The following is a 20,675-nucleotide window of genomic DNA, read 5'->3' on the forward strand; positions in this document are numbered from 1 at the left end:
TGTGGTGGATCCAAGGGATCTTCAGCTCAGCTCCTACGACTACCGCCTGCCTGAAGAGCGCATCGCGCAGGCACCCGTGGAGCCTCGCCATGCAGCACGACTGCTGATGGCTCCCCCCATGAACCGACCCGTGACGGAGCTGATGCATCGTCAAGTGTGGGATTGGCAGGATGAGCTCCGTCCTGGCGACCTGCTGGTGGTCAACGACACCCGGGTTCTGCGGGCGCGCCTGAGGGTGCGGCGTTCCGGTGGTGGCCTGGCGGAGCTGCTGGTGCTTGAGCCCCGCGGCGAAGGCCGCTGGCTCTGTCTGGCCAGACCCGGCAAGAAATTGAAGCCTGGCGATCAGGTTTGGCTTGAAGCCCTTGAGCAGGAGTCCATCCCTCTGCAGGTGTTGACCGCAGATGGCGCCAGTGGCGGTCGCATCATTCAATTCCCAGCTGCTTTCGTCGATGCTGCAGCGATCGAAACGCTGCTGGAGCGTTATGGCGAAGTGCCCTTACCGCCTTACATCACGCGTCACGATGAGTCGGATCAGGAGCGTTATCAAACTCGCTACGCCTCCAGTCCAGGAGCGGTTGCTGCACCAACCGCGGGCTTGCACCTCAGTGATGAGCTTCTCAAGGCGATCCGCGGCCGCGGCGTTCAACTGGCCACAGTGACGTTGCACGTGGGGTTAGGTACATTCCGGCCTGTGGAGACTGAAGATCTCAAGGATCTGAGTTTGCACAGCGAATGGGTGGAGGTCACTCCTGATCTGGTGGCTGCTGTCGCCGCGTGCCGGCAGCGTGGAGGCCGTGTGATTGCTGTGGGCACCACCAGTGTGCGGGCTCTGGAGGGAGCTGCTGCGGCAGGGGGCGGCAGCCTGCAACCTCTGCGGGGACCTGTTGATTTGGTCATCCAGCCCGGCTTTCGTTTCCAAGTGGTGCAGGGTCTGCTGACCAACTTTCATCTGCCCAAGAGCTCGCTGCTGCTTCTGGTCAGCGCTCTGATCGGACGCAGCAGGTTGCTTGAGCTGTATGGGATCGCCATTCAGGAGGCTTATCGCTTCTATTCCTATGGTGATGCGATGTGGATCGCTCCGGATGCCGTGCTTCCAGGCGTGAAGCTGCCAGTGGATGGCTGAGCAGTCGGCATGAAAAAAGCCCCGGTGTTCCGGGGCTGCATGATGTGTCAACGCTGTGGTTCAAGCTGTCACGGGTTGCTCGATGATCCCTGTGGGAACGTCGGCGAACATTACTGAAGAGAGGTAGCGCTCAGCAAGATCGGGGAGAACAACCACGATGGTCTTGCCGGCGTAAGCATCTTGCTTGGCCAGGCGAATGGCAGCGGCAGCTGCGGCTCCGCAGGAGATGCCCACCAGCAGGCCCTCTTCCTTGGCCAGACGAAGAGCCATCTCAACGGACTCGTCGTTGGTGACCTGTTCCACCTTGTCGACGACGGAGAGGTCGAGGTTCTTGGGAATGAAGCCGGCGCCGATCCCTTGGATCTTGTGGGGACCTGGCTTCACTTCCTCGCCGTTCATGGTCTGGGTGATCACCGGGCTGTGGCTGGGCTCCACGGCAACCGATTCAATCGCCTTGCCTTTGGCGTTCTTGATGTAACGGGACACGCCAGTGATGGTGCCGCCGGTACCCACGCCGGCCACCAGAACGTCGATGGCGCCTTCGCAGTCGTTCCAGATCTCGGGGCCAGTGGTCTTTTCGTGAATCTCCGGGTTGGCAGGATTTTCAAACTGCCCTGGCATGAAGTACTTGCCAGGGTCGCTGGCGGCGATCTCCTTGGCTTTGGCGATGGCGCCAGGCATGCCTTTGGCGGCTTCGGTGAGCACGATTTCAGCGCCGAGAACGGCCATCACGCGGCGACGTTCGATCGACATCGACTCGGGCATCGTGAGTACGAGCTTGTAACCGCGAGCGGCGGCGGTGAAGGCGAGAGCAACCCCGGTATTGCCTGATGTGGGCTCAACGATCACCTTGCCTTCGGTGAGTTCACCACGCTTTTCGGCATCCCAGATCATGTTTGCGCCAATGCGGCACTTCACGCTGTAGGCGGGATTGCGGCCTTCGATCTTGGCGAGAACGGTGGCTTTGCAGTCCTTGGTGACATGGTTCAGACGCACCAGGGGGGTATTACCGATGGCCTGGCTGTTATCGGCGTAAACGCGAGACATGAGTGAGTTGAAAAAATGGCCAATTTTTGTAATTTAGGGAGACTCTCAGTCAGGTGCCTGGCTCTTAAGAGCTTGTTCAAACTCTGTCAATCCAGCAGGCAGCAACTCCGACTTCATCACAAGCCTGTTTTCCGCTTATGCCGAGTCCAGAGCCAGCAGGAACCGCTTCCAGAGATCCGGCTGCTCCTCAAGCCCTACTGAAACGCGCAGTAGATGGGATGGCACATCGCAGCGTTTCGCCCAAACCAACTCGTCGTAGTGAGCAAGAAGTACGTAGGGGCAGACCAGGGTGAAGGCGGTGCCGAGACTTGGCCCCTTGCAGACCGTCAGTGCGTCATAGACCTTCTGCGAGGAGGGGGTTCCTCCTTTCAGTTCAAAAGACAGCAGGCAGCCATGGCCTGCACCTGGTCGCTGCAATGCCTTGAAGTTCTCGCATTCACCCGGATGGAACACCTTTTCCACGGCGGGGTGATCGCGCAGCTGTTCAGCCAGGAACAGCGTGTTGCGATTGAGCTGATGCACCCGTTCGACCACGTCTTCACTGCCCTGGTCGAGTGCGATGACATCCACGTCGGCAAGCTCCGCCAACGGTTGCAGGGAGCGAGCTGATGCAACGAGCTGATCTCTCCATGGGGAGTGCGGACTCAGCACCAGACCTCCGGCCAGAACATCGCCACGGCCGGCGAAGCTTTTGGTGAGCGAGCTGAAGACCAGATCGGCGTGGGGCAACCCGTCGATATTGACCCCAGATCCAATGGTGTCGTCGGCGATCACGGGGATCCCCTGCCGGTGGGCAAGCCTGGCGATCGTTGGCAGATCAATGCAGCGCAGCAGGGGATTGCTAGGCAGCTCCACCACCACTGCTGACGGCTCTAGGCGCTCGAGAACGTCACCCACACTGGCTGCACTGTCATCTAGCAGCAGTTCGGCTCCGTTGAACACCACCTGGGGAAGCTTGAGCACATCCACATAGGGGAAACCGATCTGCAACACGGGCCTGTTGGGCCGGATGGCCGAGATCAGTTGGAGTGCTCGGTGCAGAGCCGACATGCCTGAGGGGTGGAGGCTGATCGCATCTCCCTCGCAGCCATAGATCCGCGCCAGCCGCTCAATCACATTGAGGCGGGCGTTCTCAGCTGCGGAACCGCTGGCGTTCTGCTCCTGACCAAGGGTGATGGCAGCCAGCCTGGAGGAGGCTCCAAGGCCAGTGTGCTGCCAGAATGCCTTCGCGGCAGGAGTGCTGGCTGGGTCGGCAATCAGGCAGGTCAGTCCACCGATCACGCTGAGCTGTGTTTCTCCCGCAGGCCTTGTTCGGCGGCAGTGGGCGAGAGCGGCTTCTGCCGCTGCGAGGTTCGGATACGGCCAGCTGCTTGCTCCCTTGGAGGGGGCGAGGTCGGAGACCTGCAGCGAAAGCTTCGCAACCTGTGCCACCAGCGGATGCTGACCAAATCGCGGATACACCGCCCGCAACGCTCCTCGGCATGCGGGATCCTGTTCCTCGTAGGCGATCACATCGCTCCATCGAGGCAGGGCGACCGAGACGGCATGGGTGGTATCAGGGAGGGGATGGCCGAGATCGCTGCCTTGCCAGCAGGGATCCCGCAGCAGGTCGCGCGAACTCATCGGAGCAAGCAAAGTGCCTGATCGAGATCCGCGATCAGATCCGCGGCGTCTTCACAGCCCACGGACAGACGGATCAGGCCATCGCTGATACCCAGTTTCTGTTTTACCTCCATAGACACAGAAGCGTGAGTCATCGTGGCCGGGTGGCAGATCAGGCTTTCCACGCCTCCGAGGCTTTCTGCCATGGTGAACCACTGCAGCGCCTTGCACATGGCATAAGCCTGGTCGCGGCTGGCTTCGACTCCAATCGTGACGATGGCGCCACCACTACTCATCTGCTGCATGGCCAGCGCGTGTTGGGGGTGATCCGGGCGATGGGGATAGCGCACCCAATTCACATCGTCGTGGTGAGCGAGGTGATCAGCCAAAGCAGCGGCGTTGGCCATCTGTTGTTTGAGCCGCAGAGGCAGGGTCTTGATGCCGCGGGTGATTAGCCAGCAATCGAATGGTGAAGGTTGCAGGCCCAGGGCTTTCTGGGCAAACACCATTTTTTGGTGCCAGGCCGGATCGTCGGTGCAGACCGCACCGCCAAGGGCATCGGAGTGTCCGTTGATGTATTTGGTGGTGCTTGTCAGTGAAAGGGTGGCCCCAAGCTGCAGAGGCCGCTGCACAAGGGCGGTGGCGAAGGTGTTGTCTACCACCACGGGGACACCGGTGGCCGAGGCTGCCGCGCAGACCTGTTTGAGGTCGATCACCTTGAGCAGCGGGTTGGTGGGACTCTCCAGCCAGACCATGGCGGGCTTTCGAACCGCGATGCTGGAGACAGCCTCGGCTGATGTGAAATCCACCCACTCGGTGTGGACCCCGAATTTGGCGAACACCTGTTCAAACAGCCTCACCGTGCAGCCGTAAAGGTTTTCCTCGCAGAGCACAAGATCCCCCTGGCTGAGACCTGAGGCAATCGCCGTGATCGCGCTCACTCCCGAGCCAAACACCGTGGCATGGTTGCAGTGCTCAACCGAAGCGAGCACTCCCTCAAGGATGCGGAAGTTGGGATTGCCAGAGCGTGTGTAATCGAAACCACCGGCGTTGCCATGAGCAAACGTCGATGTGGAGAAAATCGGCGGCATCACGGTGCCCGTCCCGTCCGCAAAGCTCTCCCCGTGATGAATCGCCCGGGTGGCATCGGCTGGTGTTCCTGCTGGGCGCTGCAAGTGATGGCTGCGATCAGGTCTTCAAGTTAGGAAACAGGCTGTCCTTCGCCGCTAGCGTCGAGCCGGACGTTGAGATCTGGAGCCTTGGCTGATAACTCAGTGCAGCAGAGCCACAAGGATGAGTGGCGGGATCATGTGCTCAGTGAAATCGTCACGTTTCTGAGTGAAAATAAGCAGCGAATTCATGCTCGCTACCTGGAGCAGCGACAAGGGCAATTACCCCGCGACCTGATCGAGCAGGAGGGCCTGATGGATTTTGAGCTGGCCCTCACTTTTCTGGAGGACAAACCGAAAGGCTTTGGGTTGGGGCTCGGCTTTTTTAAAGCAAACTTGATTCGTTGATCGACGAACCTGAACCATCTAATCAGTCAGCGTTCGGTTGGTGTTGAGAATCGATCTCTGGCTCTGCGGTATGAGCCTTGACCGAGTGAAATCAAGTTCTTTTTAGGAACACTTATCCCATGCTTGTCATTATCTGCTTGGTTACGAAATTGTTTCAGTGATCAGTCGAGAAAGATTCAACGCTTTTCATTCGTTTTGTTGTCAAACATCCATTCCATCATTCCCTTACTGTCGTTTTTAAGGGAGACAATTCCGAAACTCACTAGAAATACCAGCGAGACGGTGATGAGAACAGCGGCACTCATCTCGCTGATTTCGAGATTTCCGAGCGATAGGGTGAGCAGAACTGGGTAATTCATTCAGCTGTTTCGCTCCTTCCTTCTCTGGGGATCGGGCCGAGAATTAAGAGCATTTTTTCGTCTGGAAAAGTTTGCTCACCAGATAGCATCGACATTAACCAACCGAACATTCTATTCGACCATTTTTTGAAGTTTAGCTCTTGGGATTGAACTGGAGTTCGACTGTTATGACCGCTTATCAACACTCAATGTCGTTGTATCCGATTTGACTGATTGTCAGACACTTTTGCGATTCGGTGTTTTTGGTTGCCACTGTTTGGTCTTCGGCGAACCTCGATCCCAAGCAAAAGGGGCCGGTTAAATCCGACCCCAACCACCTGCATCCTTTTGATGATGGCAATGATGCTGCTTTTCGCAGGCAGCTCTTAACGTCTTGAGATCAACTTGTTCATGAGCGTCAGGACTCAGTTTCGGCGTCCTGCTTTTGCTCCGTGATTCCTGCATTTGCTGATGTCTGGTTGCGCTGGTAGCCGGATTACGCCAGTTCAATCTTGAGGAAGGAGAGTTGTGTTCAATTCATCGTCAATCCTGTGTGATCCCAAAGCTCGTCTGTTGCTTACTGGCTTAAAAATGCTGGCTGAAGCACAGTGCGCTCATCACAGGGTGCGATCGTGTTTTGTATTCAACGGCTTTCAGATCAAGGCTGGGTCGGCATTGCAGAAAACCTCAACCTGCTGGAAGCCCGAGCCAAGGCGACACTGTTGTCGCAAGAGCATGGCGCTGCGTTTCGGGTGGTGAGTGATGATCAATCAGATATGCAGTTCCTTTGCCGAAATGGGGTGATTCTGGTTGATCTTTCCGAACCCGCGGATCTTGCTGCCGCTCTTGAGGGTCAGCCATCGGTGTTGATGGAAGACATCTCATGGAAAATTCTTGCTGAGGCCAACTGAAGGTTCTCGTGATTGTTGCTGCTGATGGGTCGGCGGGGTGAGCGTGTCACTCACTCATTCGTCCGACATGAAAAACCCCGCTCCGGAAGAACCGTGCGGGGATTGCAAAGTAAGAACGTGCTGAGAAGTGAGGTAGGCCTCAGACCTTACGTGAGTAGTACTCCACAACCAGCAGTTCATTGATCTCCAGTGCGACCCATTCGCGTTCGCACTTACTGATCACTTTGGCGCTGAGTTTTGCCTTGTCGAGCTCCAGGTGGGGCGGCACGTTGGCGAGACCCGGGAATTCCAGGTTGCCTTCAGCCAGTTTTTTGCTGCCCTTGCGCTCGCGGACGGCGATCAGATCACCGGCCTTGCACTGGTAGCTAGCGATGTCGGTGACGCGGCCGTTCACGGTGACATGGCCATGGTTCACCAGCTGGCGGGCGCCAGGCACTGTGGGGCCAAATCCGAGACGGAAGCAGACGTTGTCGAGACGGTTCTCGAGAAGTTTGAGCAGGTTGGTTCCTGTGGAACCTTCCTGAGCGCGCGCTTTTTTCACGTAGCGCACGAGTTGGCGTTCAGAGACGCCGTAGTTGAAGCGAAGCTTTTGCTTCTCCTCAAGCCGGATTGCGTATTCAGAGCGCTTGCGACGGGCTTGGCCGTGCTGACCGGGTGGATAGGACCGCTTTGCGGCCTTCCGGGTGAGACCAGGGAGGTCTCCCAAGCGCCGCGTGATCCTCAGGCGAGGGCCGCGGTAACGAGACATAAGTAAGGAAGGTGTTGGACCATTCACGCCGGCAAAACGCCATGCTGGACTTGAAGTCAGCTTTGCGTTTCTGCATGCGCGAACCACGCATCCTATCTGTCGGCTTCCTGGCGAGTATTGGGGAGGCTTTCGGTCAGGCCCTGGCTCAGCTGATGATTGCGGCGATTGGTTTTTACCGCAGCTGGTTTTCGCCCTTCTTCGGCCCCCGTTGTCGCTTCATTCCCAGCTGCAGTGCCTACGGATTAGAAGCGATTAAGCGCCATGGTCCTTGGCGGGGTGGCTGGCTCACTCTGCGCCGGATCTGTCGCTGTCATCCCTTTACCCCCTGCGGCTGTGATCCAGTCCCCGATTGAGCCCCTGCAGCTGACCTTGTTCAGCAGGCAGGGCTGCTGTCTTTGTGAAGGTTTAGAGCAACGTCTGCAAGACATTGATCTCAGTCGTTTGCAGCCACCGCTGAGTTTGGAGGTGATTGATATTGATGCTGCGGGGATTGAGCCGGAGCTTCGGACTCGTTACGACCTGGAAGTGCCTGTTTTGGCACTGCAGGGGAAACCTCTGCCACGAGTGTCTCCTCGCCTGAGCGGAGAGGGACTGTTCAATTGGTTGCAACGGCTCTGCTCCACCATCGCCGGATCGGACTAGAACTGCCTCAGCTATAGGAGCTGGTGATGACGCAGATGCTCCATTCGCTGCTGAACGCAGTACGGCTGCCAGTGCCGTCTGAGCTGCCCAACCCAGCGGTCACGTCCATCACTTGTGATTCCCGCACTGTCGGCAAGGGCTGCGTCTTCATCGGTCTTCCCGGTGAACGGGTGGATGGGGGCTGTTTCTGGCCAGAGGCTCTGAAGGCCGGTGCTGTGGCCGCGCTGATCGGTGAGCAAGCAGCGCAGTCGCTTCCGCCCTCCGCTCTGGATCCTGTTTTGGTGATCCCTGAGCCGGTGTCCCATTGGGCGGGAGAGCTGGCTGCCGCGTTCTGGCAGCAGCCCTCTTCGCGCATGCAGTTGATTGGCGTGACTGGCACCAATGGCAAGACCACCACAACCCATTTAATTGAACACCTCAGTCTGGAGTGCGGTCGCTCTTCGGCCCTGTTCGGAACGCTGGTCAACCGTTGGCCCGGCCAAAGCCTGACCTCCACCCACACCACGGCGGTTGCGGATCGGCTGCAGGCCCAGCTCGCTGAAGCGCTGAATCAGGGCACCCAGGTGGCGGCAATGGAGGTCAGTTCTCATGCTCTGGAACAGCAACGGGTCGCGGGTTGTCGTTTCTCTTCTGCCGTGTTCACCAACCTCACGCAGGATCATCTCGACTATCACTCATCGATGGAGGCCTATTTCGAAGCGAAAGCGCGTCTGTTTGCTGATCCCTTTCTGATTGGTGAAGGCCCCCGAGCGGTGGTGAATGTTGACGATGCTTGGGGACGTCGACTGGCTGATCGCCTTGGTGATCGTTGCTGGCGATCCAGTGTCGACGAGGCTGCCGATCTCAGCATGCGTGATCTTGTGATGACATCGAACGGTGTGGAGGGAATGCTGCTCACTCCCCGTGGCGAAGGACGTTTCCAGTCGCCTCTGGTGGGTCGCTTCAATCTGATGAATGTGATACAGGCCGTCGGCTCGCTGCTCCAGCAGGACTTACCACTGCCCCTGTTGTTGGAGGCCCTACCGAAATTCCGTGGTGTGCCAGGCCGCATGGAGCGGGTGCTGCCCTCCAGCCCTTCCACAGATCAGCTCCCCGCCGTCGTTGTGGATTACGCCCATACCCCGGACGGCCTGCGTAGCGCGCTCCAGGCCAGCCGCCCTTTTGTGGATGGGCGTCTGGTGTGTGTGTTTGGCTGCGGTGGAGACCGCGACCGGGGCAAACGTCCTCAGATGGCCTCGATTGCCGCAGAGCTTGCTGATTGCGTTGTGGTCACATCCGATAACCCTCGGACTGAGGATCCACAGCGCATTCTCGACGATGTGGTGGCTGGCCTTGCTTCAGGCATCGACTACCAGGTGGAAGCCGACCGAGCGATCGCGATTGCTCAGGCAATTGCCATGGCCAAGCCAGGAGATCTCGTCCTGATCGCGGGTAAGGGGCATGAGGATTACCAGATTGTCGGCACTGAAAAACTGCATTTCGATGACCGGGAAGAAGCGGAGAAAGCGCTGCGCTCTTGGAGCTAGCTGGCCATCGCTGACAACATCCGAATCTGATCAGTGAGTTTCGCGATGTCGTTCTTACTGGTGCAGACATGGGTGCATGCCCGCAGGCAGACGGGGTCTGCCAGGTCACGGATCCAAACTTGTTGTCCGCCGAGGGCCTTCACGACCTCGGCGGGTGTGGCTCCCGTTGCCTCAGGGTGCATCTGAAAACTCACCAGACCAGCCGGCGGTGGGCCTTCGAGCAGCGGTGAAACCCCAGGGGTCGACTTCAGCTCTCTCCAGAGCTGTTCGCTCAGGATCCGGATCTGCCCGAGTCGTTCGTCGTCTGAGCCCTCCTGCTCCAGCAGGTCAAGAGAGCAGCGCAGGCCAGCCATCAGTGGCACGCAACTCGTGGCCACCTCAAAGCGACGGCTGTCGTGATGGAAGGGGTCTGGATCTTCAGCCACAGCTCGCGTTTCATCCTGAAGGCTGCGCCAACCGATCACGGTGGGATAGCCATCCGAGAGCACACGCTCTGAGATCGCGACCCCGCCCAGCCCTTCCGGACCGCAGGCCCATTTGTGCCCGGTAAAGGCATAGATATCAGCTGCTGCTGCCGCCTCTGAAACGGGAATCTGGCCGACGCTCTGCGCAGCATCTACAAGTAGGAATGGCTGTGCAGGGTGCTGTTGCAGTTGTGCGGCCACGGCTGCGATCGGCATCTGCTGACCCGTGTTCCAGAGCAGATGCGACAGCACCACGATGCGGGTCTTGCTGGTGAGCTGCTCTTCGAGGGCTGTCAGCACCTCGTGATCGGTGTTGGCCTGATCATCGCTGCCGAGTCTGCATTGCTTCACGGGCAGCGTGTGAACCTTCAGCTGGCGGCGACGAGCCAGTTCGTGGCATGCCGCTACGACACCGGGGTGCTCACAGTCGCTGATCAGAATGTGGTCTCCATCGTCGAGGGGCAGGCCCCAGAGGGGAAGTACACATCCCGTAGTCACGTTCTCGCTCAGGGCGAGCCGATGCGCTGGCACATTGCATAACCGGGCTAGACGGCCGCGTGTGCTGTTCACTTCGGCGCTGATGTAGGGCCAGATGTCCGTGGTGAAGGGGCCGAGTTCCTGAATCCTTCTCCAGCTGGTTGTGATGGTATCCAGCGAGGGTGTGGGCAGCGGCCCCTGCCCGCCGTAGTTGAAGTAGGTCTTGTTGGCCAGTGCGGGGCAGAGTTCTCTCAGCATCACTCAAGAAACGTCGGTCTAGGTGTTGGTCTAGTTGGCTTACAGACGCATTCCCAGTTACGTCTACAAGGCGCGTTAGGGGTACGTACTTCAGAGGGCTGTACCTATGGATGTACGTGCTGTGATTGGACGCGCGAAGTTCAAAGAGCCAGGGGGGACGCTGCAGGCGGCTTTGAATCAAGCTCGCGCTCAATGCGTTCGAGTTCCTTTTCCGCTTCGCTTGTCATGAACGAACCGTAAAAGCCAAAAAGGCCTCACGCATCCCCCAAAGGAGCTAACTAGTTACTGCTTCTTGGCTTTATCAGCTTCATTGATCTGGTTCATGCCTAGGCCGACCAGAAGAGCAACAGTGAGAACAAGGGTAGAAGTCATGGCTCGAGCTAAACGCATGAATTGAGTGTCTGCCACTCGGTATGCGATGCCATCTCCCAAGTGAGCCAATTGCTTGACGACCACCCCTCCCCGCGAGTAGTACAGGTGTACTTGCTAGTAATGAATGATGGATGGATGGCTTTCAGATCCGAAGGGGTACTGGCTTGCTCGTTTTCACCGGGACCCCAAGAGCACCTGGATCAAAGATCAAAGGGTTTTCGTGGACCACGGGCGGCCAATGCCAGAAGGACCCGCGCTGCTCAAGACAAGACGGGAGATGCGATACGAGGATGCGGCTTCTCTGTGGTTTCAGCTGAAGAACCTTGGGTGGACCGTGGCGGAGCCTGCTTGGGGTGCTGATCTGGAGCCCTAGAAGCCTGAGGCTCGGCGATTCCGGACTGCTGAACACAGGTAGTTCCACTTATGTTCCCTGAGATACACAGAAGTTAGAAATGGCATAAGGCCAGAGGCTTCCGGGAGCGGTCTCAAGGCCTTCGGGGGGGCATCGCCATCCCCCCTTCTTAATGGGAAGAATGCCGAGAATGCATCGCCACTCACGGTGGGCAAGCATCAATTTTTACAGTGAACCAGCCACCTTATTGGTGGCAATGATGAGGGTTGGGGAGTGATGGAGATCACCCCCCTTTTTTTTGTCGTGATCCGCTGGGGCAACGCTGACCTGATGACACATATCGTTCCAAGTACACTTTTCTGATGTCCGATAAGCCAAAGCTGCTAACAACAACCCAGGCAGTGTCCTTTTGGGTTGGTTTAATTGCTTCTTTATCGCTATGGGTTCAGCTCCTTTTGAGGTGGACACGTGATGGCGTTATTGCTCTTCAGCCAGTAACTCTTCGTGATTACATATTAATACTAGGACTATTCGTAGCAGTTCCTCTAGTTGTTATTGCTTTGTTTGTCGGGATTGCTGCTTTCGTGGCTTTGAGAAGAGCAAGAAATAATTAGGCAAAAAAGAAACCCCCGCCAAAGGCAGGAGCTCCGAAAACTCTGCAGAAGTGTGTCCTTGTTTCCACCCTGTGAGCTTTTCTCCTCACTTAGAAAGCCTATCTTTTGGGTATGGGTATGCAACCAGTTGCGACCAGTGAGCTAAATGGCACAGGCTTGGGCTATGCCCGTGGCAGTTGGCTTTTTCCTCGTCGAGATTCCCAACTCCTCACACCAACCGAGACCTTACAGACGTCCGAGTCTCTTTTATTGAGATAGCAAACTATCTTCTGAACATTGCAATTAACAAAGAACCAGTGCTCAGTGCGATCACTCCACAGAGCCAGGTTTTCCTGCTGTATTTGCTGTTGATGTTATGAACCCAAGTTGGAACGCCATCAGTTGTGAAGATGATGGTGAGGCCCAAGATGATGACGAGGGGGATCCCTAAAGCAATGACCAGATCCATTTCAGCGTAGGGCGTGGCAATCCTCCTGCGATCAACGCGAGGAGAAGGTTGTTGATGCTATCTCTTTTCATTTATGAATTAACGGATTTCTATCCCAATGGCATTTTTATTGGTTTTGTTCACGTTCTTAACGCCTCGGTTGCCCGCTCGGTGGCCTTGACGGCCCAATCCTCAGCAAAAATTTCCGAGGCTCTATTACCTATCTGCACGGACGCCATCAGACCACTAGCCCGGAGTTAGGTTTTGTCGAGCAAGGTTGAAGCGCCCTGGTCGAGAGAGCGCCTGTGGCACATGTTTGCTTCGATGTACACAATTGGTGAGCGAACTCATTAGAGCTATGCAGCAACTCGCTAACAAGCACAAGCGTCTGATCAGCCTTGTTCAGCAAAAAACAGGATTAACGGACTACCAGATGCTCTGGGTCTGGTTCGTTGTTGGCGTGATCGTTGGAGCGATCATCACAGCCTTCTTCTTTTGATCTGACTTTTGAAGGCCGGGTAGACCTGAGTACAAAAAAAGACTCGGTTGTTCAACGAGCCTTCGGGGGGTGTGAGGAGTTGGAATCTCGGTGAGGAGAGCCAACGATTTAGGTATAGCAACAGCTTGTGTCGTTAAAAGCAGTGGTCACATCTAGTTGCATCCCCCTTCTTGCTTCATAGGATTTCGTGGTGAGGTGAAAAGACAACTAGGTGGCAACAAGGTCACACATAGATGACTTTCGAGACCCCTGCCTTTGGCGGGGGTTTCTTTTTGGCTAGTCACTTCTGCTATTTCGTTAGGCACTTGGTTATGCCTGCTTTTGTTCCATGGAAGAAGGGGTGTCCTGAGCGAACAGCACCGCTCACAGCGATTGATTAAAGTACGCTCAAGAGGAATTAGATATGAACCCTGAAAAGCAGCATAAAAAGCTGATCAAGTTAAAGATCAAAGCTCAAGAGTGTCTGACCAGAGAGGATGCACAAAAAATCCTGAGGAAGGCAGACAAAGCTCACCGAAAGCTTGCCCAACGGTGAACGCTGTCTAACGATGACCTCAACAAAATCATGCAGAGATTTCTGAGGCCTTATTACGTGCCTGCACGGACGCTGAAGAACCCCACGCCCCCTTCTGATTGTTTGGTTTAGTGCTTCCTTGTTGTGTGGCTAGTGAACCTATGGAGGGGTTTGTAAGCAGCTTTGGAGGGGGTGCGGGTAGTGAAGTGTCAATTGACTTCTATTGGATGGATCTTCTTAAGGCGTTGGTCTAGCTGTTGGTCTTGCGCTGTTTTATGTGATCAAGATCTATTGCTATGACTGGGCTAATGAATAGGCCTTGCTTAGTTGAAGTAGGTCTTTTTGGTCAGTGCGGGGCAGAGTTCTCTTTGCATTTGGAGCGCAAAATGGTCTCATGATTGCTCCAAATGCTCATGCATTGCTGCGTTGCTAAGTAGCTTCAGGCGAGGTTGAACTGAGTGCTGCAACAGGCAGCTTCGAGCGGGTCCGTGTCGAATTCCAAGTTTTGGCTCTACTGAGAAGCGTTTAGCCAAGCGATGACTACGTTGCTTTTGTTCGTTGGCTTGGTATCACCGATGGCACTGGTGGACTGGCTCTGGATCCTGCACCCGGTTTTGGCGGTGGTGTTGATCTATCCCCTCACCGGGATCGTGATTCGACTGGCGATGCAGACACGATCTCGGCGATTGAAGACCGCAAAACCGCCTCCGACGGTGGGTCGCAACCACAGTGATCTCGGTCGCTGGCTGGCCGCAGCTGTGGTTGGTCTGGTGATCGTTGCATTCACCGTGGTCATCGCAAGGCATGCGCCGCTCGATCAGTTCCAAGGAGGCTTCGCTCGTGCTGGCACGCTGCTGCTGGTGCTGATCGGAACTCTGCTCAGTTTCGGCGCGCTGTCGATTGCGACGGCACCTGGCCTGAGGCTGGCGTTTGCTCTGATCACCTGGGCTGGTGTTCTTGGCCTGGGAGCTCAGCCGGAGGTTTGGCGATTGTCTGATGACCCTTTGTCGCCAGCGTTCTGGCAATTCCACTACTGGTCTGGCGTCGCTGTGGTGGGCCTGATGTTGTTTTCGCTCGGTGCCCGGCCGGAGATCTTGCGCGATCTGCGCCTGCGCCGCCTGCATGTCACCGCCAACCGGCTTGCGGTACTGGTGTTCGTGGCTCAGGGGGTCACCGGCACCCGCGACTTGCTGGAGATTCCCCTGAGCTGGCAAAAGCCGACGATCTACGCCTGCAATTTCGAGCTCCGCACCTGTCCGCCGCCGGCACAGTGACAGAGAGCAGTGAAGGGATTGCCTGTGAGTTGAGCTGCTCGATGGCTCAGCCGAATTCAGAGCACCTGAACCACTTCACTCACTTCAGGAATGGACTCGCGCATCTTGCGCTCGATTCCCATTTTCAGCGTCATGGTGCTGCTGGGGCAGCTGCCGCAAGCACCCTGCAACCGCACTTTGACCACCGGTCCATCGATTTCCACCACTTCCACGTTGCCGCCATCGGCCATCAGGAATGGACGCAGCTCGTCAAGCACCTTCTCCACGTTTTCAGTTGTGAGCGGCATTGTTTCGGTGCTCATGGCCGGATGGGGGTCAGTGCTTTTGCTCAGCGTAGGCAGGCATGTGTCCGGATTGATTCATACCCTTGAGAAGCAGGATCACCCGACGCGATGGATCGTTACGACGCCGTGCTGGTGGGTGCGGGAATGATGAGTGCCACCCTGGCTTCATTGCTGCATGCCCTCGACCCGGAGATGCGCCTGCTGCTGGTGGAGCGTCTCGAGGCACCGGCTTTAGAGAGCAGTGCTGCGGTCAACAACGCCGGCACTGGCCATGCCGCCAACTGTGAGCTCAATTACACCCCTCAGCAGGCCGATGGAAAGGTGTCGACAGCGAAGGCCCTTGAAATCAATGCCGCTTTCGAGCGCAGTTTGGAGTTCTGGGCCTCACTCACAGACCAGGGGGTGTTGGACCCAGGCAGCTTTCTTCACCAGGTGCCCCATCTCAGTTTTGTCTGGGGACAGCAGGATGTGGCGTTTCTTCAGCAGCGGCATCGTCAGTTGAGTGCCTTGCCCGCCTTCGCTGCCATGCAATGGAGTTCGGATGCCGGGCAAATCGGCGACTGGATGCCCCTGGTGATGGAAGGGCGTCTCCCTGGTCAACAGATTGCAGCCACCCGTATCGAGCGTGGGCTCGATCTCGACTTCGGGGCGTTGACCAGAGCACTGCTGCTGCCGTTGCAGACAGCGGGCGTACTTCAGGTGATGTATGGCACGTCAGTGCAGGGCCTCAAACGACTGCTGACAGAGTCGATGAGCTGCTGTGACTGGCAGCTTGAGCTGCGCGGTCCGTCGGGCCGTCGCAAGGTGCAGGCTCCGTTTGTGTTTCTCGGTGCTGGTGGTGGTGCCCTGCCACTGCTGCAGAGCAGTGGCATCCCTGAAGCCGCCGATTATGCCGGCTTCCCGGTGAGTGGCCAGTGGCTGGTGTGCGGTGAGCCGGATCTGGTGGAACGGCACCACGCCAAGGTTTACGGCAAGGCGAAGGTGGGCGCGCCGCCGATGTCGGTGCCCCATCTGGATACCCGCTGGATCGACGGCAAGCGCTCACTGCTGTTCGGTCCTTATGCCGGATTCAGCAGCAAATTCCTCAAGACCGGGTCACTGTTGGATCTGCCTCGCTCGGTACGGCCCACCAACCTGCTGCCGATGCTGCAGGTGGGAGTTCACAATCTGCCTCTGGTGAAATATTTGATCAATCAGCTGCGCCAAAGCGAAGCTGATCGGATGGAGGCCTTGCGCGCGTTCTTACCTGAGGCCGATGCAAATCATTGGAGCCTGTCAGTTGCCGGACAGCGGGTTCAGATCATCAAACGCACGTCTGATGGCGGTCGCCTGCAAATGGGCACGGAAGTGGTGAGTGCAGCGGATGGATCCCTGGCCGCACTGCTGGGAGCATCTCCTGGGGCCAGTACCTCCGTGCAGATCATGGTGGAGGTGCTGCAGCGTTGCTTTGCCTCAAAACTGGCCACGCAGGCCTGGCAAGAGCGCCTGCAGCTACTGATTCCCAGCTATGGACGGGATCTCAACAGTGATGCCGAGCTTTTAACGCGCACCCGCGAACGCAGTGATTCGCTGCTGGGTTTAAGTATCTGAGCCTGCCTGCTTGCGCGTGCGTTTCTTGACCCAGCCTGCGATGACGGCCAGGCCAAACACTCCAAACACAGCCGCGCCGATCAGCAGTTTGCTGTTGTTGTCGCTGAAGATGCCGGCGCCAAGAGCCACGATCGGGGCGTCACTCAGAATCACGCTGAAAAGCAACGGCAGGATGAAGGCCCGCCAGCGAGTCCCTCCCAGCCCGACTGCGTAGCAGACGAAATCAAACAGCCCTGTCATCAGCAGCCCACTGAGAAGAAAGGGATTGCCTTCCAGTTGATTGCGATTGAATCCTTCGATGATGCCCATCGCCCGGGCTCCCACAAGCTTCCGGACAGGGTCTCGCCCGTAGTGACGGGCTAGCAGAAAGGCTGCCTGGCAGAAAATCAGATCGGCCACCACAATTGTGATGAAGCCTGTGCGAAAACCAAGAACGGCTCCGGCGACCAGTGAAAAAACCGTACTGGGCAGTGCTGGCAGCACGATGCTCACTCCACGCAGCGCAAACAGCGCCAAGGGCCCCCAGATCCCGAGGGTCTTCACCTGAAGTTCGATTTCTTCCCGGGTTGGCCAAAGGCCATTCGCCCTGATGATCTGAAACAGCACGACTAGCCCTGCAATCACAGCTGTAATCAGCAGGAATCGGCGAAAGCGCGACACAGGTAGGGAGGTTCAGCGTGCTGATGACCTTCCCATATCGATGTGATCTCCTGCGACTACTGGTATCAGTTGATATGGGCGCGCCTTTATTGATCAGCGGTGTCTTCGAAGGGTTCGTTGTGTGGGTCTAGCCACGGCTAACGCTGGAGTTTCGAGCTCAGCTAGGCGTGCCCGGCGGTACCGCTGAGATTCACGGTGATGACACCAGCTGTAATCAGGGCCATGCCAACAAGCTGCCCATGGGTTGGCACTTGGCGGTAGAGCAGCAGGCCGATCAGCACGATGGCCACGATGCCGATTCCACTCCAGAGGGCATAGGTGAGGCCCATCGGCAGCACTTGAACCACCCGTGACATCAACGTCATCGAAATGGCATAAGCCGCCAGCACAATCACTGTGGGGACAGGTCTGCTGAAGCCCTGCGAGAGCTTCAGGCAGGAGGTGCCGATCACTTCTGCGCCAATCGCCAGCAACAGCAAAACCCAGGGCGAATTCATCGGTGTACAAACCAGAGGGCTGATCCATTCAACAAAACGTGAGTTTCTATGGCCTCTGATTGACAGAAATCCGCCCATGTCTACGGTTTAGTCGTCGATTCAGCATGGTTGCTTCCGCTGTGGTGTGGTCATCTCTCAGCAATGATCAAAGCCGAGTAGCTCAGTTGATGGGCTTTGAAGAAGGTTCATTTGACGCTTATGAGCTTCAGGAGTTGGAGGATCTTCTTGCTGGTGCCAAAGGTCTGGATATTGAAGGACTCGAAAAACTTTCTGAAGAGGAAGTGTCAGAGATTAGAGAGTTTTTAAACCAACAGGCTCCGTTAGAAGGTTTGCTGGGTTTACAGCCCACTAAAAGAGAACTTCGAGTAGCTAAATTGACCGGATTTGACTCAGATAATCTCAGCGATAGTCAAATTTTGCAAACGAGGGATTATTTGAATGTTGCTGATGAAATCGGATTGGAGGGGTTGCACAGCTCAGCTGATCTTCACCAGGTAAGTCAGAGCATTAAGGGCGCTGAGTCCTCCACGGAACGACCGCCAAATCTGGTTGTGTTCATCCGAGATCAGGTTAAACCGGAGGATCTGTGGCTTCCTCGCGACTGGGCGAAGGAGAATCTGCCAACCCGTCAGTGGTTACTCGATAACGGACTTTCATTCGAGAACTCCTTCACGAATACGGCGATGTGCTCCTCTGCACGTGCCACGTTTTTTACGGGTAAGTTCCCTGCTCAGCATGAGCTCGACCTGCTCCTCAGCGACATTGAGAATCCAATCCTCGATTCTCAGGTGCAGCTCAATCCCGATCTGCCCACGCTTGGCAATGTTCTGCTGGATCAGGGATATGACGTGTCGTTTTTCGGTAAGACCCACCTGAGCAAGACCATCACCCTCGAAGACGGCGAGGAGGTTTACCAGGACATGCTGCCTTATGAGTTCAGCGATTGGCAGGGGCCGGATGCTGGGCAGGATATGAACCCTGCCAATTCGGGTGGTGGTTATGCCGATAACGACTCCCGTTTTGTTGCTGAGGCCACCAGTTGGCTGAATCGGCGCGTTAGGTCGGGGAATGATCGCCCGTTTGCCATGGTCGTGTCTCTGGTGAATCCCCACGATGTGTTGTCGTATCCCAAATCCTGGGGAAAGGGCGATCCTGAGACGGAGTTCGGCTACAGCCGGGACATGATTAAAGGCAGCATCGACATCCTGCCGAAGACGGTGAATGAACCGATCGCATCACCCACGGCGGTTCAGCAGGGGCATGATTTAGCCGGCAATTACAAACCCCAGATTCAGCGCGAGTGGCTGGTTGCTCAGGCCAGCGCACAACCGCTGCCGACTGATGAGATGAAGCTCAACTATCTCAACTTCTACGGCAATCTCATGGAGACCGCCGATACCCAGATGGGCCAGGTGATCCTGGCGTTGCGTCGTCATGGGATGGTCGACGACACCATGTTTGTGAGCACCGCTGATCATGGAGAGATGGGCATGACCCATGGCGGCATGGTTCAGAAGATGTTTAACGCCTATGAAGAGTCGATCAGGGTGCCGATGATCTGGTCGAATCCCCAATACTTCAAGGGCGGCCAGACGTCCGATGCCCTGGTCTCGCTTGTCGACTTCCTGCCCACAGTGGCTGGGCTTTATGGTTCCAGTCGACAGCAGCTGGACAGTTACGACCTGCGCGGCGTTGACTATTCCTCGATCATTCGCAGAGCTGCGAAGGGTTCGCCATTCTCGATTGATGATCTCGATGTGCAGTCGTCGTTGCTGTACACCTACGATGACATTTATGCAGGAATGGATCCTGCTAATTCAATTCCAGAAGGTGCCTGGGATCATGGAATACTCCCAGGCCCCAACCGTCTTCAGGCACTACGCACGAAGGATTACAAATACGTTCGCTATTTCTCAGGTGATGACGTATACGAACCGGCGAATTGGCAGGGCGAGTTCTATGACCTCAGACCTAGCGGAGGCGACTATTACCCCAACATTGACCCAATCACCGGCCAGTTAAATCCGTTCAAGGCTGCTCCTCTGGAACTGCGCAATCTGGATCCCAAGGCGGAGGCTCTGAGAGTGATTCATGGACATGAGCCCTTGGCTACCGATGAGCAACGGCTGGCCTACGCGCAGATGTCGCAACTGCTGAATGACCAGATCGACAGTCGACTGACGTCATTGTTGCCTTTCCCGTCGAGCCAACCCACAGCGACCATCTATCGAGGCGGTTCCGCTGGAGATTCATCCGCTTATGACTACGGCGATCCGATTGTCAGGCTGATGCCGCAGGCGAATGGCACCAACGCCCTTGAGGTGGCCTTCAATACCCGGGCTGGCCAGAGCTACAACATCGTGACGCTTCAAACCCAAATCGAAGAAGGGGAGCTGATCATCAGCAGGGACGACGTTTTGGCTTCGAATATCACTGGCACTAACGGACCCACTTATCAGTACATCTCCGGTCTCTCGAGTGACCTGGAACTCTCGGACCTTGCTGTGGAATGGATCGGTGGCTTTGTGCCTCTTGGCTTGTGGGGATGACAGGAGCCGAGCAGCTCGCTGCCTTCCTTGCAAAGGTGCGCTCGGATGCCGAGCTGCAGCAGCAACTGGCGACATTTCACGTGGAGCTTTGGGGAGACGCTCATTTGCCTCTCGATATTGACCTGGATGCTGTGATCGCTCTGGCATCAGAGATCGGCTTTCACTTTGATCGAGCTGACGTGGTGGCCAGCCAGTGCAGCCACCTGGAGCGATTTGCCGCTTTTGAGATTGAAAACGCAATCGTGGCCCGCCGCTATTTGGCCAGGATCCAGTTGCAGGTGGATCGGGGCGGCAAGCCTGAAGAGCCGCTGAGCTATTACCGGCGCTAAGCATTCACTGGATCAGGCTGTCTTGCAGCTGATCGTTGCTCCCTAGGATTAGGCCAACGCT

The 20,675-nt window shown here is 56.6% G+C and carries 21 protein-coding genes; 12 read left to right on the plus strand and 9 right to left on the minus strand.

Annotated elements, in window-relative coordinates:
• The first annotated feature begins 1 nt into the window (after nucleotide 1).
• A complete protein-coding gene (gene queA / locus DXY37_RS02485) occupies nucleotides 2–1,123 on the plus strand; it encodes a tRNA preQ1(34) S-adenosylmethionine ribosyltransferase-isomerase QueA (RefSeq protein ID WP_115125213.1) in 1,122 nt (373 codons plus the stop codon).
• A 60-nt stretch (nucleotides 1,124–1,183) separates the two neighbouring features.
• On the opposite strand, the gene cysK is transcribed toward queA, so the two are convergent.
• The 3 genes from cysK to DXY37_RS02500 form a co-directional block, all read right to left on the minus strand.
• On the minus strand, nucleotides 1,184–2,170 hold the full coding sequence (gene cysK / locus DXY37_RS02490; protein ID WP_115125214.1) for a cysteine synthase A: 987 nt from the start codon (nucleotides 2,168–2,170) through the stop codon (nucleotides 1,184–1,186).
• Between the two features lie 135 nt (nucleotides 2,171–2,305).
• On the minus strand, nucleotides 2,306–3,793 hold the full coding sequence (locus tag DXY37_RS02495) for a PLP-dependent transferase (RefSeq protein ID WP_115125215.1): 1,488 nt from the start codon (nucleotides 3,791–3,793) through the stop codon (nucleotides 2,306–2,308).
• The gene (locus tag DXY37_RS02500; RefSeq protein WP_115125216.1) at nucleotides 3,790–4,947 is read right to left on the minus strand and encodes a PLP-dependent aspartate aminotransferase family protein; all 1,158 of its coding nucleotides are present in this window, start codon (nucleotides 4,945–4,947) and stop codon (nucleotides 3,790–3,792) included. The genes DXY37_RS02495 and DXY37_RS02500 overlap by 4 nt, the downstream gene beginning before the upstream one ends.
• Nucleotides 4,948–5,031: 84 nt before the next feature.
• On the opposite strand from DXY37_RS02500, the gene DXY37_RS02505 reads away from it, so the two are divergent.
• Entirely contained in the window at nucleotides 5,032–5,289 is a 258-nt protein-coding gene (locus DXY37_RS02505; RefSeq protein WP_115125217.1) for a hypothetical protein, read from the plus strand.
• A 176-nt stretch (nucleotides 5,290–5,465) separates the two neighbouring features.
• Here DXY37_RS02505 and DXY37_RS02510 read toward each other — a convergent pair whose 3' ends face one another.
• Entirely contained in the window at nucleotides 5,466–5,648 is a 183-nt protein-coding gene (locus DXY37_RS02510) for a hypothetical protein (protein WP_115125218.1), read from the minus strand.
• A gap of 587 nt (nucleotides 5,649–6,235) precedes the next feature.
• On the opposite strand from DXY37_RS02510, the gene DXY37_RS02515 reads away from it, so the two are divergent.
• On the plus strand, nucleotides 6,236–6,538 hold the full coding sequence (locus DXY37_RS02515; RefSeq protein WP_115125219.1) for a hypothetical protein: 303 nt from the start codon (nucleotides 6,236–6,238) through the stop codon (nucleotides 6,536–6,538).
• 139 nt (nucleotides 6,539–6,677) lie between these two features.
• On the opposite strand, the gene rpsD is transcribed toward DXY37_RS02515, so the two are convergent.
• Nucleotides 6,678–7,286 (minus strand): 30S ribosomal protein S4, encoded by a 609-nt coding sequence (rpsD, locus tag DXY37_RS02520; RefSeq protein WP_067094008.1) that lies wholly within the window; start codon nucleotides 7,284–7,286, stop codon nucleotides 6,678–6,680.
• Nucleotides 7,287–7,360: 74 nt separating this feature from the next.
• Between rpsD and yidD the strand changes: the two genes are divergently transcribed.
• The 3 genes from yidD to DXY37_RS02535 are packed head-to-tail and all read left to right on the plus strand — an operon-like array spanning nucleotide 7,361 to nucleotide 9,454.
• On the plus strand, nucleotides 7,361–7,639 hold the full coding sequence (yidD, locus tag DXY37_RS02525; protein WP_115125370.1) for a membrane protein insertion efficiency factor YidD: 279 nt from the start codon (nucleotides 7,361–7,363) through the stop codon (nucleotides 7,637–7,639).
• Nucleotides 7,620–7,928, plus strand: coding sequence for a glutaredoxin family protein (locus DXY37_RS02530; protein WP_115125220.1), 309 nt, complete (start codon nucleotides 7,620–7,622; stop codon nucleotides 7,926–7,928). Before yidD ends, DXY37_RS02530 begins: the two co-directional genes overlap by 20 nt.
• Nucleotides 7,929–7,954: 26 nt before the next feature.
• On the plus strand, nucleotides 7,955–9,454 hold the full coding sequence (locus DXY37_RS02535; RefSeq protein WP_115125221.1) for a UDP-N-acetylmuramoyl-L-alanyl-D-glutamate--2,6-diaminopimelate ligase: 1,500 nt from the start codon (nucleotides 7,955–7,957) through the stop codon (nucleotides 9,452–9,454).
• Here the strand turns inward: DXY37_RS02535 and DXY37_RS02540 are convergent.
• Nucleotides 9,451–10,653, minus strand: coding sequence for an aminotransferase class V-fold PLP-dependent enzyme (locus DXY37_RS02540; protein WP_115125222.1), 1,203 nt, complete (start codon nucleotides 10,651–10,653; stop codon nucleotides 9,451–9,453). The two genes, DXY37_RS02535 and DXY37_RS02540, sit on opposite strands and share 4 nt — an antisense overlap.
• Before the next feature lie 499 nt (nucleotides 10,654–11,152).
• Here DXY37_RS02540 and DXY37_RS02545 point away from each other — a divergent pair, with 499 nt between their 5' ends.
• From DXY37_RS02545 to DXY37_RS02555, 3 genes are all read left to right on the plus strand, one after another.
• The gene (locus DXY37_RS02545) at nucleotides 11,153–11,398 is read left to right on the plus strand and encodes a DUF1651 domain-containing protein (protein WP_371637785.1); all 246 of its coding nucleotides are present in this window, start codon (nucleotides 11,153–11,155) and stop codon (nucleotides 11,396–11,398) included.
• Between the two features lie 1,357 nt (nucleotides 11,399–12,755).
• Nucleotides 12,756–12,917: a hypothetical protein gene (locus tag DXY37_RS13160; RefSeq protein ID WP_170951749.1), complete on the plus strand. Its 162-nt coding sequence runs from the start codon at nucleotides 12,756–12,758 to the stop codon at nucleotides 12,915–12,917.
• A 1,089-nt stretch (nucleotides 12,918–14,006) separates the two neighbouring features.
• Nucleotides 14,007–14,705, plus strand: coding sequence for a DUF4079 domain-containing protein (locus DXY37_RS02555; protein ID WP_115125371.1), 699 nt, complete (start codon nucleotides 14,007–14,009; stop codon nucleotides 14,703–14,705).
• Nucleotides 14,706–14,761: 56 nt separating this feature from the next.
• Here DXY37_RS02555 and DXY37_RS02560 read toward each other — a convergent pair whose 3' ends face one another.
• Nucleotides 14,762–15,007: a NifU family protein gene (locus DXY37_RS02560; protein WP_067094052.1), complete on the minus strand. Its 246-nt coding sequence runs from the start codon at nucleotides 15,005–15,007 to the stop codon at nucleotides 14,762–14,764.
• A gap of 90 nt (nucleotides 15,008–15,097) precedes the next feature.
• Here DXY37_RS02560 and DXY37_RS02565 point away from each other — a divergent pair, with 90 nt between their 5' ends.
• Nucleotides 15,098–16,579, plus strand: a complete 1,482-nt coding sequence (locus DXY37_RS02565; protein ID WP_115125225.1) for a malate:quinone oxidoreductase — start codon at nucleotides 15,098–15,100, stop codon at nucleotides 16,577–16,579.
• On the opposite strand, the gene DXY37_RS02570 is transcribed toward DXY37_RS02565, so the two are convergent.
• Together DXY37_RS02570 and DXY37_RS02575 are read right to left on the minus strand one after the other, a co-directional pair.
• Nucleotides 16,568–17,239, minus strand: coding sequence for a TVP38/TMEM64 family protein (locus DXY37_RS02570; protein WP_115125226.1), 672 nt, complete (start codon nucleotides 17,237–17,239; stop codon nucleotides 16,568–16,570). The genes DXY37_RS02565 and DXY37_RS02570 overlap by 12 nt on opposite strands.
• A 161-nt stretch (nucleotides 17,240–17,400) precedes the next feature.
• Entirely contained in the window at nucleotides 17,401–17,736 is a 336-nt protein-coding gene (locus DXY37_RS02575) for a multidrug efflux SMR transporter (protein ID WP_115125227.1), read from the minus strand.
• A gap of 104 nt (nucleotides 17,737–17,840) precedes the next feature.
• On the opposite strand from DXY37_RS02575, the gene DXY37_RS02580 reads away from it, so the two are divergent.
• Together DXY37_RS02580 and DXY37_RS02585 are read left to right on the plus strand one after the other, a co-directional pair.
• The gene (locus tag DXY37_RS02580; protein ID WP_115125228.1) at nucleotides 17,841–20,285 is read left to right on the plus strand and encodes a sulfatase-like hydrolase/transferase; all 2,445 of its coding nucleotides are present in this window, start codon (nucleotides 17,841–17,843) and stop codon (nucleotides 20,283–20,285) included.
• Nucleotides 20,282–20,614: a Nif11-like leader peptide family natural product precursor gene (locus tag DXY37_RS02585; protein ID WP_170951752.1), complete on the plus strand. Its 333-nt coding sequence runs from the start codon at nucleotides 20,282–20,284 to the stop codon at nucleotides 20,612–20,614. Before DXY37_RS02580 ends, DXY37_RS02585 begins: the two co-directional genes overlap by 4 nt.
• Nucleotides 20,615–20,675: the final 61 nt, after the last annotated feature.

This window comes from Synechococcus sp. GEYO (assembly GCF_900473955.1).
Taxonomy (GTDB): Bacteria; Cyanobacteriota; Cyanobacteriia; order PCC-6307; family Cyanobiaceae; genus Synechococcus_C.